Source organism: Rothia sp. QJM3NY_36 (genome assembly GCF_056173115.1).
The window spans coordinates 394,928-409,476 of record NZ_CM149658.1 but is presented as its reverse complement, the minus strand read 5'-3'; the positions used below and the strand labels follow the sequence as shown (position 1 = coordinate 409,476).

General features: G+C 71.8%; 13 protein-coding genes and 1 riboswitch. Of the genes, 9 read left to right on the top strand and 4 right to left on the bottom strand.

Annotated features, from left to right (window positions below):
- Positions 1-15 precede the first annotated feature (15 nt).
- A riboswitch (SAM riboswitch) is annotated at positions 16-124 on the bottom strand.
- Positions 125-287: 163 nt separating this feature from the next.
- The 6 genes from AC0VXQ_RS01790 to AC0VXQ_RS01765 all read left to right on the top strand — a co-directional run bounded on the left by AC0VXQ_RS01790 (position 288) and on the right by AC0VXQ_RS01765 (position 6,255).
- On the top strand, positions 288-1,670 hold the full coding sequence (locus AC0VXQ_RS01790) for an NAD-dependent succinate-semialdehyde dehydrogenase (RefSeq protein ID WP_475528893.1): 1,383 nt from the start codon (positions 288-290) through the stop codon (positions 1,668-1,670).
- A gap of 140 nt (positions 1,671-1,810) precedes the next feature.
- A complete protein-coding gene (locus AC0VXQ_RS01785) occupies positions 1,811-2,704 on the top strand; it encodes an SDR family oxidoreductase (RefSeq protein WP_196825817.1) in 894 nt (297 codons plus the stop codon).
- Between the two features lie 111 nt (positions 2,705-2,815).
- On the top strand, positions 2,816-3,616 hold the full coding sequence (locus tag AC0VXQ_RS01780; RefSeq protein ID WP_058731662.1) for a hypothetical protein: 801 nt from the start codon (positions 2,816-2,818) through the stop codon (positions 3,614-3,616).
- A 35-nt stretch (positions 3,617-3,651) separates the two neighbouring features.
- Positions 3,652-4,356 (top strand): hypothetical protein, encoded by a 705-nt coding sequence (locus AC0VXQ_RS01775; RefSeq protein WP_475528891.1) that lies wholly within the window; start codon positions 3,652-3,654, stop codon positions 4,354-4,356.
- Between the two features lie 270 nt (positions 4,357-4,626).
- On the top strand, positions 4,627-5,244 hold the full coding sequence (locus AC0VXQ_RS01770) for a DUF47 domain-containing protein (RefSeq protein ID WP_058731660.1): 618 nt from the start codon (positions 4,627-4,629) through the stop codon (positions 5,242-5,244).
- Between the two features lie 3 nt (positions 5,245-5,247).
- Complete coding sequence (locus AC0VXQ_RS01765) at positions 5,248-6,255, top strand: inorganic phosphate transporter (protein ID WP_475528888.1); 1,008 nt, start codon at positions 5,248-5,250, stop codon at positions 6,253-6,255.
- A 30-nt stretch (positions 6,256-6,285) separates the two neighbouring features.
- Here AC0VXQ_RS01765 and pstB read toward each other — a convergent pair whose 3' ends face one another.
- The 4 genes from pstB to pstS are packed head-to-tail and all read right to left on the bottom strand — an operon-like array spanning position 6,286 to position 10,250.
- Positions 6,286-7,065: a phosphate ABC transporter ATP-binding protein PstB gene (pstB, locus tag AC0VXQ_RS01760; RefSeq protein WP_058731658.1), complete on the bottom strand. Its 780-nt coding sequence runs from the start codon at positions 7,063-7,065 to the stop codon at positions 6,286-6,288.
- A gap of 37 nt (positions 7,066-7,102) precedes the next feature.
- On the bottom strand, positions 7,103-8,236 hold the full coding sequence (gene pstA, locus AC0VXQ_RS01755; protein ID WP_081046316.1) for a phosphate ABC transporter permease PstA: 1,134 nt from the start codon (positions 8,234-8,236) through the stop codon (positions 7,103-7,105).
- Positions 8,233-9,150 (bottom strand): phosphate ABC transporter permease subunit PstC, encoded by a 918-nt coding sequence (gene pstC / locus AC0VXQ_RS01750; RefSeq protein WP_058731657.1) that lies wholly within the window; start codon positions 9,148-9,150, stop codon positions 8,233-8,235. Before pstC ends, pstA begins: the two co-directional genes overlap by 4 nt.
- The gene (gene pstS, locus AC0VXQ_RS01745) at positions 9,147-10,250 is read right to left on the bottom strand and encodes a phosphate ABC transporter substrate-binding protein PstS (protein WP_475528885.1); all 1,104 of its coding nucleotides are present in this window, start codon (positions 10,248-10,250) and stop codon (positions 9,147-9,149) included. The genes pstC and pstS overlap by 4 nt, the downstream gene beginning before the upstream one ends.
- A gap of 206 nt (positions 10,251-10,456) precedes the next feature.
- Here pstS and AC0VXQ_RS01740 point away from each other — a divergent pair, with 206 nt between their 5' ends.
- The 3 genes from AC0VXQ_RS01740 (at position 10,457) to disA (ending at position 14,424) form a co-directional block, all read left to right on the top strand.
- Entirely contained in the window at positions 10,457-11,683 is a 1,227-nt protein-coding gene (locus AC0VXQ_RS01740) for an FUSC family protein (RefSeq protein WP_279752077.1), read from the top strand.
- Between the two features lie 156 nt (positions 11,684-11,839).
- Positions 11,840-13,243, top strand: coding sequence for a DNA repair protein RadA (gene radA, locus AC0VXQ_RS01735; protein WP_279752078.1), 1,404 nt, complete (start codon positions 11,840-11,842; stop codon positions 13,241-13,243).
- A 110-nt stretch (positions 13,244-13,353) separates the two neighbouring features.
- Positions 13,354-14,424, top strand: a complete 1,071-nt coding sequence (gene disA, locus AC0VXQ_RS01730; protein WP_058731097.1) for a DNA integrity scanning diadenylate cyclase DisA — start codon at positions 13,354-13,356, stop codon at positions 14,422-14,424.
- Positions 14,425-14,549 lie beyond the last annotated feature (125 nt).

Genomic DNA, 14,549 nt, shown 5'->3' with positions numbered 1-14,549 from the left:
GCGGCTGTCGCACGGTATCCATCGGTCCTGGCGGGAGCACCGTTCCCGAACCGTCGCACGAGGGCGGTGGGGGTGGTTGCTGCGGCGTCGTCGAGCCAGGTCTCTCGGCCGCTCTGGATAGGTACCCCTCCAGTGAACCGGCGCAGCCGCGGCCAGCCAAGAACGGACGCGGATGTGACCGTGCGACGCGCCGATGACGCCCGGCGTCCCCGGATGACGCCCCCGTCGTCATGCTCACGGCGAAAACCCCTGGAACCGTCCCCCACCCGGGGCGTTGACTAGGGGTTATGACCGAATTCGCAGTGACCAACGCATCCACCGGCGAGGTCGAGCAGACCTTCGACTCCCTGCCCGCCCAGCAGATCCCCGAGATCATCGAGCGGGCGCACCGCGCCGTCGGCCCCTGGCGGGACACCCCGATCGCCCAGCGCGCCCAGGCCCTGGCGAAGGTCGGAGACCTCTTCGAGCAGCGCCCCGAGGAGCTGGCCGGGATCATCGGCCGGGAGATGGGCAAGCTCAAGAGCGAGGGCCTGCAGGAGGTCCAGCTGGTCGCCTCCATCTTCCGCTGGTACGCCGAGCACGGCCCCGACGTCCTGGAGCCCACCGAGCTGCAGCCGCAGGGCGCGCAGAAGACCATCGTGGAGCACGAGCCGCTGGGCGTGCTGCTGGGGATCATGCCGTGGAACTTCCCCTACTACCAGCTGGCCCGCTTCGCCGCCCCGAATCTGCTGATCGGCAACACGATCCTGATGAAGCAGGCGGCCATCTGCCCGCTGTCCGCGGGCACCTTCGCCGAGATCCTGCACGAGGCCGGGATCCCGGAGGACGCCTACATCAACCTCTACCTGGACACCGAGGACGTCCCCGCCGTGCTGGAGGACTTCCGGGTGCGCGGGGTCTCCTTGACCGGCTCCGAGCGGGCCGGGGCCTCCGTCGCGCAAAACGCGGGGAAGAACCTCAAGAAGTCCGTGCTGGAGCTGGGCGGCAACGACCCGTTCGTCGTCCTGGACACCTCGGACCTGGACGCGCTGGTGCGCACCGCCGTCGGGCTGCGCACCTCCGTGCAGGGGCAGGTGTGCACCTCCCCCAAGCGGATCATCGTGGTCGATGAGCTCTACGAGGAGTTCGTCGCCAAGGCCCAGGAGGCCGTGGAGGCGATCCGCGTGGGCGCCTGGGACGATCCCGACGCCGACATGGGGCCTCTGTCCTCCGAAACCGCCCGGGACGAGGTGGTCCAGCGCATCCACGACGCCGTGCGGAACGGGGCGACCCTGCGCACCGGCGGCGAGAAGCTGGAGCGTCCCGGCTGGTTCATGTCCCCCGCCCTGCTCACCGACGTGGACCCGGATTCCGACCTGGGCTGCAACGAGCTGTTCGGCCCCGCCGTGATCGTCTACCGCGCCGAGGACGAGGAGGACGCGCTGCGCCTGGCCAACCACACCGACTACGGGTTGCAGGCCTCGGTGTGGACCGAGGACCTGGAGCGCGGCGAGCGCTTCGCCCGGCGGATGCAGGCCGGGATGGTGCACGTCAACGAGCACCTGGTGACCCAGGCGGGCCTGCCCTTCGGCGGCATCGGCCGCTCCGGCTACGGCCGGGAGCTGGCCGAGTGGGGCCTGAAGGAGTTCACCAACGAGAAGCTGGTGCGGGTCAGCGCCCAGTCCTTCTGAGGCCGCACCCCGCACCCGGTCGCGCCCGCCGCGGCCCCTCGCGCGCCGACGCCGCCCACGGCGTCGGCGCGCACCCCGGCCCGGTGACCCCGGGCCCTCAACATAAGGAGCAGAGCGTGACCGATGAGCAGCGCACCCCCGTGGCCTCCCAGCTGGAGTTCGCGAACCCGGTGACCGCCTACCCGCAGCTGAACCCGGATCCCCAGCACCAGCCCAATCCCGGGCTGGATGTCCGCCTGGAGCCGAAGCCGGATCGCGGCGAGCGCACCTACCGGGGCCTGGGGCGCCTGCCCGGGCGTCGGGCCCTGATCACCGGGGGCGATTCCGGGATCGGCGCGGCCGTGGCGATCGCCTTCGCCCGCGAGGGCGCCGACGTCGCGATCGCCTACCTGCCGGATGAGGAGGAGGACGCCCAGGCGGTCGCCGAGCTGATCCGGGCGGAGGGCCGCACCGCGGCGCTGCTGCCGGGGGATCTGCTGGAGGCCTCGTACCGGGACGGGCTGGTGGAGGCCGCCGTTCAGGAGCTGGGCGGGCTGGACATCCTGGTCAACAACGCGGGCATGCAGTTCTGGTCCGAGAGCATCCAGGAGCTCACCGATGACCAGGTGGATCGCAGCTTCGCCCTCAACGTGCAGGCGATGTTCACCCTGTCCCGGGCGGCGCTGCGGGTGATGCCGGCCGGTTCGACCATCATCAACACCACCTCGGTGCAGGCCTACAAGCCCTCGGATGTGCTCCCGGACTACGCCGCGACGAAGGCCGCGATCAAGGCCTTCACCAAGTCCCTGGCCCAGCAGGCGGCCCCGCAGGGGATCCGCGTGAACGCGGTGGCTCCGGGGCCCTTCTGGACGCCGCTGCAGGTCACCGACGGGCAGCCCGATGCGAAGCTGGACGGCTTCGGCCAGCAGTCCTGGCTGGGGCGGGCCGGTCACCCCGTGGAGATCGCCCCGGCGTACGTGTACCTGGCTTCTGCGGAGTCCAGCTACGTGGTCGGCTCAGTGCTGGACGTCAACGGCGGCGCTCCGACCCCGTGACCTCCTCTCGACGGCGCGTCCCCGGCGGGGGCGCGCCGTCGCGGTTTTTCTGGTGAACTGGTGGTATGCACCACCACCGGTCCCAGACCGCCCCGACCGAATGAGGATGAGATGACCCAGCCCCCTTCTTCCCCCGAGGACCCGAGCCGCGACCGTCCCCAACCGCGCTACGGCCAGTACGCCCCGCAGGACGGCGCCGACGCCGCGGGCGGGCCCGCCGCGGGGGCACCCGCCCCGGGCCACGCCGGGTACCAGCAGGCCCCCGGCTACGGCCAGGGCGCGCCGACGCATGGTCAGGGTGCACCGGTCTATGGGCAGGGTGCCCAGCCGGGCGGGGCCCCCGGCGGCGTCCCCCGCTACGGCGATGCGACCGGTTCCGGAGGGTATGTGCCCCAGCCCGGTGATGTCCGGCAGGCGGGCCCCGCCCCGCAGCGGCTGCGCACCGGGGTGCTCATCGGCTGGATCGGCTGCGGACTGGCCCTGCTGGGCAGCCTGGTCAGCATGATCGACGAGAACCTCATCTTCGGCGGCGCCCTCGAGGTGGCCGGCGCCGTCATCGGCGCGGTCCTGGGCCTGGGGGTCTACGTGATGGGGGCGGCCTTCCTGTGGCTGTGCCTGCGCGGGGCCAACTGGGCGCGGGTGAGTTCGCTGGTCTTCGCGATCATCGCCGGGCTGCAGGCCCTGGCCTCGCTCTTCGCGCTCATCGCCCTGCCCGTCATCGGAACGGTCCTGGCCGCCGAGAACCCGGAGATCGACACCCTGATGCAGGAGGCCACCGGCCCGGCCTTCTGGATCAGCTCGGTGATGACGCTGATCGCCGAGGTCGCCTACCTGGTGGGGGTGCTCATGCTGTGGACCAAGCCGGTCTCCCGGTGGTTCCAGACCGTGCAGGTCCTGCGCCGCGGCTACTGACTCACCGCGGGACTTTCCCGCGGTGATCTGGTGGAATGGGTGATGCACACCAACTTCACTCGAGACGCACGACGCACACCCCGAGACCCCTTCGAAGGAGCACATCGATCACGTCGCAGCAGCCCGAGCAGAACCCCGCCGACGGCGGCACCCCGCAGGACGGCCAGGGCCAGCCCCAGCAGGGCTACCCGCAGTACCAGACCGGCCAGGGCGCCCCGCAGTACGGAGCCCCCGCCTACGCCGGTCAGCCTCAGGCCGCCGGCTCCGTGGACCAGCTGCTCCAGCAGAAGCCCCAGCAGGTGCGCACCGGCCTCCTGATCCTGTGGATCTCGCTGGCGCTCACCGTGGTCCTCGGCATCATCGCCGCCCTGACCCTGGACTTCGAAGCCACCTACACCCAGCAGGCCCAGGTCAACGGCCAGACCGTCGATGCCACCACCGTCTCCACGATGGCAAGCGCGGCCCGGATCACGGCGCTCGTGGCCTACATCCTCATGGGTGCGGTGGGAGCCCTGTTCGTGTGGTTCGCCGGCAAGGGACGCAACTGGGCGCGCATCGTCCTGCTCGTCTTCGCGGCCCTCTCCGCCCTGGGCGTCCTCGCGAGCCTGGCGACGGGCGGCCTCCTCGGCAGCATCGGGACGATCGTCTTCATCATCGGGGTGATCCTCCTGTTCCTGAAGCCCTCCTCCGCCTGGTACCGCGCGGTCACCGCCGCCCGCCAGGCCCCGACGGCCTACTGAGCGGCCTTCCCGGCACCGCGCGGGCTCGTTGACAGCCCCCGCGGTGCGGGACCAGACTGGGAGGGCGGCACTGGGCCGCTGGTAGCCCCGGGCTCCATCATCAAGCCGCTTCGAGCGGCCTTCCGCCGAGAGGCGCTCCCGGTCCAGTGCCCACCTCCTCATCCGACGGCCCGCCCCGAATCCCCGGGGCGGGCCGTCGTCGTTAACCTTGCCCGGTTATGGTGTAGCGGCACCCCGACCACCCCTCGACCGGAAAGCCGGAAGCACCGCGTGGCACTACGACTGTTCCCCCAGGAGAACCGGGCCCTGACCCTGCTCTCCCAGATGGCCGATCTCGTCATCGACGCCGCCTCCGCGGTCTCGCGCACCATGGGCTCCCCCGTGGAGGACCGGCCCGAGCTGCTCGAGCAGGCCTTCGACATCGAAGGCCGGTGCACGGACCTGTTCTTCGCGGTGATGACGGACGTGCGCTCCTCCTTCGTCACCGCCCTGCCCCGCGGGGACCTGTATCTGCTGGCCCACCACCTGAACACCGCGGGGGAGGATCTCGCGGCCGCGACCCACACGATCGTCATCAACGGCCTGGACCAGTTCTCCTCCCGCGCCTCGGACCTGCTGGACCTCATCCAGCGTCAGGCCTCCCTCACCGCGGAGGCCATGCACCACCTGTCCGACCTGGAGGGTCTGGACGAGTACTGGGTGGAGGTGCTGCGCATGGCCAAGCAGTCCACCCGCACCGGGGACCTGTACCGAGCGGACCTCATCGAATCCCTCAAGCCCCGCCGCTACGAGCAGACCGCGCAGTTCGCGGACAAGCTGGACTCCGCGGCCCGCCACCTGCGCGCGGTGGCCACGGAGGTCGGCCGGATCCTCGTGCAGGAGTCCTGACCGGTGGCCCTCCTGCTCGCCCTGAGCCTGCTGCTGCTCGCGGGCTTCGCCGTGATCGGCAGCTTCCACGACGCCCCCAACGCGATCGCCGTCGCCGTGCGCACCCGCGCCCTGACCGCGACGACCGCGCTGGCCCTGGCCGCCGTGTGCACCGCCATCGGCTTCGGGGTGGGGCTGGCGACGCTGCCGGAGACCGCCCACGACTGGCTGCGGGTCCCCTCCAGCACCGACGGGCTGGGGATGCTCACGGCGGTCCTGGCCACCGCGATCCTGTGGGAGCTGGCCACCTGGTGGCGGGCCATGCCCTCCTCCTCGACCCACGCCCTGATCGGGGCCCTGCTGGGGGCGGGGTGGGCCGCCCGCGCCGTGGACCTGGACGCCCCGGCCGACGCCGCGAGCCAGCTGCTGGCCTCCGTGTGGCTGCCGTTGGTGACCGGCCCGCTGCTGGCCTACGCGGTCTCCTGGCTGGCGGCGGTGCTGCTGGTGCGGCTGCTGCGCCACGCCAGCCCCCGCACCGTCAACGATCGCTCCCGCTATCTGCTGTGCCTGAGCGCCGCCGTCGTCTCCCTGAGCCACGGCATGTACTTCGGCCACCGGCTGCTGCTGCTGGGCGGGCTGCTGCTGGGCTGCGCCGGGATCACCCCGCCCAGCGCCGTGGCGCTGGCTGCCGGGGCGGTGCTGTGCGCGCTCATGGTGCTGGGCACCCTCGGCGGCGGCTGGCGGATCGCCCGCACCCTGGCCACCCGGATGGTGCAGGTGGACCCGTTCCGCGGGGCGGTCGCGATGACCACGACGAGCCTGCTCAGCCTCGGCACCGGGGCGGTGCTGCGGGAGCCGTACTCCTCCTCGCACCTGTCGGCCTCCGCCGTGCTGGGGGCCGGGTCCACGCAGCGGTTCACCGCGGTGCGCTCCCAGGTCGCGGGGAAGATCCTGCTGACCTGGATGCTCACGGTCCCGGCCTGCGCGGTCCTGGCCGCGGTGCTGCTGCTGGCGCTGTCCCCGCTGCTGTGAGAGGGAGGCCCCACCGAGGGGGCTGAGCGCTCAGCCGAAGCGCCCGGAGACGTAGTCCTCCGTGGCCTGCTCCTTGGGGTTGTTGAAGATCTCCTGGGTGGGGGCGTACTCGATGAGCCGGCCGGGCTTGCCGGTGCCGGCGATGTTGAAGAACGCGGTGCGGTCCGAGACGCGGGCGGCCTGCTGCATGTTGTGGGTGACGATCACCACCGTGTACTCCTCCTTCAGCTCGTGGATCAGATCCTCCACGGCCAGGGTGGAGATCGGGTCCAGGGCCGAGCAGGGCTCGTCCATGAGGATCACGTCCGGCTTCACCGCGATGGTCCGGGCGATGCACAGCCGCTGCTGCTGACCGCCCGAGAGCCCGGCCCCGGGCTTGTCCAGCCGGTCCCGGACCTCCTCCCACAGGTTCGCCGAGCGCAGGGAGGACTCCACCAGCTCATCGGCCTGGGCCTTGGGCAGGCGCCGGGAGTTCAGCTTCACCCCCGCCAGCACGTTGTCCCGGATGGACATCGTGGGGAAGGGGTTGGGCCGCTGGAAGACCATGCCGACCTGGGAGCGCACCCGCACCGGGTCCACCCCCTTGCCGTACAGGTCCTCCCCGTCCAGGCGCACCGAACCCTCCACCCGGGCCCCCGCGATGACCTCGTGCATCCGGTTCAGGGTGCGCAGGAACGTGGACTTGCCGCAGCCGGAGGGCCCGATGAACGCGGTCACGGACCGGGCGCGGATCTGCATGCTCACGTCCTGCACGGCCAGGAAGTCGCCGTAGTAGACGTTCAGGTGCTCGACGTCGATGCTCTTGGACACGGGGCAGGCTCTCCTTGGGGTGGCGGGTGCGGGGGCGTCAGCGGCCGGACTTCGGGGCGAAGATCCGGGCGATCAGCCGGGCGGCGAGGTTCAGCAGCATGACGACGACGATGAGGATCAGCGCCGCGGACCAGGCCCGGCCCTCCGAGATCTGGGGGCTGGTGGGCGAGGTCGGGGTCATGATCTGGTAGTAGATGTACGTGGGCAGGGTGGTCATCCAGCCGGAGAACGCGTTCCAGTTGATGGTGGTGACGAACCCGGCGGTGACCAGGATGGGCGCGGTCTCCCCGATGACGCGGGCGATCGCCAGGGTCACGCCCGAGGAGATCCCGGAGATCGCCGTCGGGATGACCACCTTGACGATGGTGCGCCACTTGCGCACCCCCAGGGCGTAGGAGGCCTCCCGCAGCTCGTTGGGCACGATCCGCAGCATCTCCTCCGCGCTGCGCACGACCGTCGGGATCATCAGCACGGACAGGGCGACGGAGGCGATGAAGCCGAAGCGCGCGGAGGGGTCATCCAGGATCTGCACGAAGAACGCGGCCGCGAACAGACCGGCGACGATCGAGGGGATGCCGGTCATCACGTCCACGAGGAACGTGATGGTCTTGGCGATCGCCCGGGAGATGCGGGTGGCCCCGCCGTACTCGGTCAGGTAGATCGCGGTCAGCAGACCGATCGGCACGGACATCACGGTGGCCCAGAAGGTGATCACCAGGGTGCCGACGATCGCGTGGTAGGCCCCGCCGTACACGGGGCCCTCGCCGGCGGCCGCGGCGTTGTCCGTGACGCCGGTGACCCCGCCCATCGAGGTGGTCAGCAGGTGCGCGTTCAGCCCGGGCAGGCCCCGGGCGAGCACGACCCACAGCACCGAGACCAGCGGGACGAGGGCCAGCAGGAAGGCCCCCCAGACGAGGTAGCGAGCGAAGGCGTCGGCCCCGCGGCGTCGTCCCTCGATCCCGGCGACGGCCAGCGGGCCCGCGATCACCAGGATCAGGGCGGAGAAGATCGCCCAGGAGGCGATGCCGAAGCCGATCAGCGCGGAGGCCGCGGCCCCGAGGATGACGGCGAGGACCCCGATCAGCCACGGCAGCCAGGCCGGGGCGGTGCGGGTCCTCAGCCGGTGACCCAGCTGGGTGCGCTGCGACGATGCGGTGGAGGGCTGGTTCATGCGTCGGCTCCCGAGAAGTGCCGGTAGCGGGCCACGACCAGGCGGGCCAGCATGTTGACGACGAGGGTGATGAGGAACAGGACCAGGCCGGCGGCGATCAGCTCGTTCATCCGCATCCCGTAGGCCTCCGGGAAGTTCAGGGCGATCTCACTGGCCACGGTCTGGTTCCCGGACTGGATCAGCGAGGGGTTGAAGGCCCCGCCGGACAGGACCAGGGCCACGGCCATGGTCTCCCCGAGAGCCCGACCCAGCCCGAGCATCACGGAGGAGACGATCCCCGCCCGGGCGAAGGGCAGCACCGTCATCCGGATCATCTCCCACCGGGTGGCACCCAGACCCAGGGCCGCCTCCTGCTGCAGCACCGGCGTCTGGGCGAAGATCTCCCGACACATCGAGGTGATGATCGGCAGGATCATGATCCCCAGGACGATGCTCGCGGTGAGGATGGTCTTGCCGGTGGCCGAGGCCGGGCCGGCGAAGATCGGCAGGAAGCCCAGCTCATCGGCCAGCCAGTCGTAGAACGGCACGATCTTGGGAGCCAGGACGGAGGCACCCCAGGCGCCGAACACGACGGACGGGATCGCGGCCAGCAGGTCGATGACGTAGCCGACCGGGGCGGCCAGGCGCCGCGGGGCGTAGTGGGAGACGAACAGGGCGACGCCGATGCCCACGGGGGTGGCGATCAGCAGGGCGATCAGCGCGCTGATCAGGGTGCCCGCCACCAGCGGGCGGATGTAGCCGATGAAGCCGTCTCCGCCCGTGAAGTCCCCGGCCGGCGTGCCCACCAGATCCTTCGCGCGCAGCACGAGGAACAGGGCGACGCCGGCCAGGACGACCAGGATCACCAGGCCCGCCGCGAGGGCGAGCCCGGCGAAGATCCGGTCCTGGGCCGGAGAGGAGGACTTGGCGCTCACTTGGTCTTCACGGTGTCGATGGCGGCCTTCGCCTCATCCCGCAGCTTCTGGGGCAGCGGGGTGGAGTGGGCGGCGTCCGCGGCGGCCTTCTGCCCGTCCTCGGAGGTCACGTAGGTCTCGAAGGCCCTGACCTGGTCCACGGTCTCCTGCTTGTCGTAGGCCGAGCAGATGATGTGGTAGGAGACCAGCACGATCGGGTAGGCCCCGTCGGTGCCCTCGTGGTCGATCTCCAGGGCGATGTCGTGCTCCGAGCGGCCATCCAGGCGCTTGGCGTTCTCCACGGCGCGGGCGACGTTCTCCTCCTCGTGGGAGACGTAGCCGTCCCCGGCCTTGATCTTGGCGGCGCCCAGGTCCCCCACGGCGGAGGAGTCGGCGTAGGTGATCGCGCCTTCGGTGGTCTTGGTGGTGGACACGACCCCGGAGGTGCCCTTGTTGGCCTCACCGGACAGCCCGGAGGGCCAGTTGCCGGAGGCCTTCTCGGTCCAGGCGCCCTGCGAGGCGTCAGCGAGGTAGTCGGTGAAGTTCTTGGTGGTCCCGGAGTCATCCGAGCGGTGCACGGTGGTGATCTTGGTGTCCGGCAGGTCGGTGCCCTCGTTCTGATCCGCGATCGCCGGGTCGTTCCACTGGGTGATCTTGCCGGAGAAGATCTCCGCGATCGTCTTGGCGTCCAGGTTCAGGGAGTCGATGCCCTTGAGGTTGAAGGCCACGGAGATCGGGGAGACGTAGACGGGGATGTCCATGGCGCCGCCGTCGCCGCACTGGGACTTGGCCTTCTCGACCTCATCGTCGGTCAGGGGGACGTCGGAGCCGGCGAAGCTGGCCCCGCCGGCCAGGAAGGCCTCGCGCCCGGCGCCGGAGCCGTCCGGGGAGTACTGGACGGTGGCCCCGGAGTGGGCGGACTGGTAGCCGGACTGCCAGGCGGTCATGGCCGCCTGCTGGGAGGAGGCGCCGACCCCGGAGAGGGTCCCGGACACGGAGGAGTCCGAGCCCGCCGAGCCGGAGTCCCTGGAGCCGGTGGCGTCGTCCGAGCCGCAGGCAGTCAGGGCGAGGGAGCCGACGGCGGCCAGGGCGGCCCAGCGGCCGATGCGCGAGATCTTCATGTGGGTTCTTCTCCCTATGGGTCTGGTGTGCGCCCCGTTGCGCGGGGACCGATGGTGGTGCGGGGCCCGGTCCGGGCCCGCGGTCTCGAGCGTACGCAGGGCAGGTGACCCGAGGCCCGATCCCGGGTGAACGCCGGGTGAACACTCGGGCGCCCCGTCCGCACCCGACCGAACCCCGCCCGGGACGCTTTCCGTACCATGGGGGCATGAGCGGAAGCGGGATCGCCGGGCGTGCAGGCGCCGTGCTGGACCACGCCCGTCGTCGGACCCGCACGGGACTGGGCCGGGTGCGCGCGGGCTTCGGGCAGTCGCTGCAGATCACGATCGCAGCGGTCGGAGCCTACGCCTTCGCCGAGCATGTGCTGGGCCACCACGGTCCGCTGTTCTCCGCCACGGCCGCGATCGTCTCCCTCGGCTACGGAAACGGCTCGGTGCATCTGCGCCGCATCCTGGAGGTCTCCCTCGGGTGCACCCTGGGCATCGCGGTCGGCGATGTGCTGATGCACGTGCTGGGTCAGGGCCTGGTGCAGGCCTCCGTCGTCCTGCTGGTCTCGATCCTGCTGGCCCGCTTCCTGGACAACGGCACGATCTTCACCACCCAGATGGGCCTGCAGTCCGTGCTGGTGGTGATCCTCCCGCCGTCGGTGGACGGGCCCTTCGCCCGCAGCCTGGACGCCATCGTGGGGGCCTGCTTCGCGCTGGCGATCATGGCGATCTCCCCGCGGGATCCCAGCCGGGAGGCCCGGCGGGGCTTCCGCACGCTGAGCGGGGAGTTCTCCGCGGTGCTGCGCGAGATCGCGGCGGCCCTGGGCGGGTACGACGCCGAGCGCGCCCAGCGCGCCCTGCGCCGCAGCCGGCGCACCCAGCCCAGCATCACGGCCCTGGAGTCCGCGCTGAAGATGGGCCGGGAGCAGGCGCGGTTCACCCTGCTGCGGCGCGGCCGCCTGGAGGAGATCGAAGCCTACGAGCGCTGCCTGGACGCCCTGGATCACGCGGTGCGCAACACCCGGGTGCTGGCCCGGCGCCTGACCGCCGTGATCCGCACGGTGCGGCTGCGGCCCCAGGCGGTGGCGGCCCTGGAGGAGATCCTCACGGAGCTGGCCGAGGCCGTAGACCTGATCGGGGCGTCCTTCGCCGGCGGCTCGACGACGGCCCGGGAGGCCTTCTCCGCTCGCGCCCGGGCGGACCTGACCCGGGTGGCCCAGCGCCTGGATCCGGCGGCCCTGGGGGTGCGCACCTACCAGGGCGAGTCCCTGGTGATGCTGATCCGACCGCTGAGCGTGGACCTGCTGGCGGCCACGGGCCTGCCCTACGCGAAGGCCAGCACCATCCCGGTGCAGATCCGCCAGGAGCTCACCGAGGCGCTGCCGGTGGTGGACCCGGAGGAGGAGGACGACCGGCCCGGGTCCCGCACCCGGCGGGACTCGGACTGAGGCGCTCCGGATTCGTGCTGAGATGCGGGGATCGTGCTGAGATGCCGCACGGCGGGACGCATCTCAACACGAACGGCGCAACTCAACACGAAACCCGCATCTCAGGGCGGGGAGGCGCCTGCTCGATCTGTCAGTCGGGGCCTCTACCCTGGGCACATGAGCCCCGCACGCAAGAGCCCCCGCGCCGCCAACGCCTATCGCTGCCGCGAATGCGGCTGGACCACGGCCAAATGGGTGGGCCGCTGCGGGGAATGCCAGCAGTGGGGCACCATCGAGGAGGTCGGCGCCGTCGCCTCCGGGCCGCGCACCAGCGCCGCGGCCAGCGTGCAGACCCCCGCCCAGCCCATCACCCAGGTGGACGCGACCCTCGCCCGCGCCGCCTCCACCGGCATCGCCGAGTTCGACCGCGTGCTCGGCGGCGGGCTGGTGCCCGGGGCCGTGGTGCTGATGGCCGGGGAGCCCGGTGTCGGCAAGTCCACGCTGCTGCTGGACGTCGCGGCGACCTTCGCCCGCGGGGCCGGGAGCACCCGGGACGTGCTGTACGTGACCGGGGAGGAATCCGCCGCCCAGGTGAAGCTGCGCGCGGACCGGATCGGCGCGGATGCGGACACCCTGTACCTGGCCGCGGAGACGGACCTCGGCGCCGCACTGGCCCACATCGAACGGATCAACCCGACGCTGCTGATCCTGGACTCCGTGCAGACCCTGGCCAGCGCGGAGGTGGACGGCTCCGCCGGCGGGGTCACCCAGGTCCGGGAGGTGGCCGCGGCCGTCATCGCCGAGGCCAAGCGGCGGAACATGACCACCCTGCTGGTGGGGCATGTGACCAAGGAGGGCGCGATCGCCGGGCCCCGGCTGCTGGAGCACCTGGTGGATGTGGTCTGCCAGTTCGAGGGGGATAAGAACTCCCGGATCCGGATGCTGCGCGCGGTCAAGAACCGCTTCGGCCCCACCGACGAGGTCGGCTGCTTCGACCTGCTGGAGGACGGCATCACCGGGGTCTCGGACCCGTCCGGTCTGTTCGTCTCCCGCACCCCCGTGCCCGTGGCCGGGACCTGCCTGAGCGTGACCCTGGAGGGCCGCCGCCCGCTCCTGGCGGAGGTCCAGGCGCTGCTGGATGAGTCCTCCACCTCCCAGCCGCGCCGGGCCACCGCCGGACTGGACGCCCAGCGCACCGCGATGCTGCTGGCCGTGCTGCAGCGGCGGGCCGGCTTCGGCGTCGGGAAGATGGACTGCTACCTCTCCACGGTCGGCGGGGTGCGCCTGAGCGAGCCGGCAGCGGATCTGGCGACCGTCATGGCCCTGGCCTCCGCCGCGGAGGACAAGCCGCTGCCGCGACGCCTGGTGGTCTTCGGGGAGGTGGGCCTGGCCGGTGAGGTCCGCGCGGTGCCCGGCATCCGCCAGCGCATCGCCGAGGCCGCGCGGCTGGGCTTCACCCACGCCCTCGTGCCCGCCTCCCCCGCCGGGGCCGGACAGGTCCCGGCGGGCTTCACCGTCAAAGAGGTCGCCTCCGTGGTGGAGGCCGTGGCCACGCTCTTCCCGGGGCGCACCAAGGGCTGAAAGCCCGCGGGCTTCCCTCCCCCGCCCGCAGGGCCCGTTCTCGAGGCCCGCCGACAGCCGGTCCGCGCGGCCCCGCGATCCATCGGGGACCGCCCACCTAAGATGGACGGGTGGCTACCGCACGCACCTGTCTGCTGACCAAGACCCTCGCCCTGCTCGCCCCCGGCACCCAGCTGCGGGAGGGTCTCGAGCGCATCCTGCAGGGCGGCACCGGGGCACTGGTGGTGCTCGGCTCGGACCGGATGGTCGAAGCCATCGGCACCGGGGGCTTCGACATCGGCATCGAGTTCACCGGCACCCGCCTGCGGGAGCTGGCCAAGATGGACGGGGCGATCGTGTGCGACCGGGACGTGACCCGCATCCTGCGGGCCGGGGTGCATCTCATGCCGGATCCGGCCATCCGCACCGAGGAGTCCGGGACCCGGCATCGCACCGCCGAGCGGGTGGCCAAGCAGACGGGGTTCCCGGTGGTCTCCGTGTCCGCGTCCATGGGCATCATCACCATCTACGCGGACGGGGTGCGCTACCCCCTGGAAGACACTCAGGCCATCATGTTCCGCGCCAACCAGGCCCTGCAGACCCTGGAGCGCTACTCCCACCGGCTGGATCAGGAGTTCGCGAACCTCGCCTCCCTGGAGATCGAGTCCGATGTGACCGTGCGCAGCGTCGCCGCGGCCCTGCAGCGGCTGGAGCTGGTCCGGCGCATCACCGCGGAGGTGGACCAGGCCGTCGTCGAGCTGGGCACCGAGGGGCGGATGGTGCAGATGCAGCTGGAGGAGCTGGTCCTGGGCCAGCCCGATGCGGATGCCCTCCTGCTGGACTACCTCCCGGTTCCGCCCGACGCGGCCGCACTGGCCCAGGCCCGGGAGGCGGTGGCCGGGTTGGACCCGGCGGAGCTGGCGGATCTGGCGGTGGTGGCCCGCACCGTGGGACTGCCCGGGGCCGGGGACCTGGACGTGCCGGTGGCTCCGCGCGGGCACCGGCTGCTGGCCGGGATCAAGTCGCTGCCGCGGGCCGTGGCCGACCGGCTGGTGGAGCGCTTCGACGGTCTGCAGGCGCTGATGGCCGCGAATCTGGAGGATCTGCGCGCCGTGGACGGGGTCGGCGAGCAACGCGCCCGCAGCATCCGCGAATCCCTGGCCCGCACCGCCGAATCCAGCCTGCTGGAGCGGTTCATGTGAGACCCCGCGGCGGGCGCCCTGCACCGGAAGAGACGCGGCCCTGCCGCCCACGCGAACGCACCGCGCCCGGCCCCGGATGTCCCTGAGCGGGTCCGGCGCCGGGCGTGAAGCGCGGTCGATGAGAC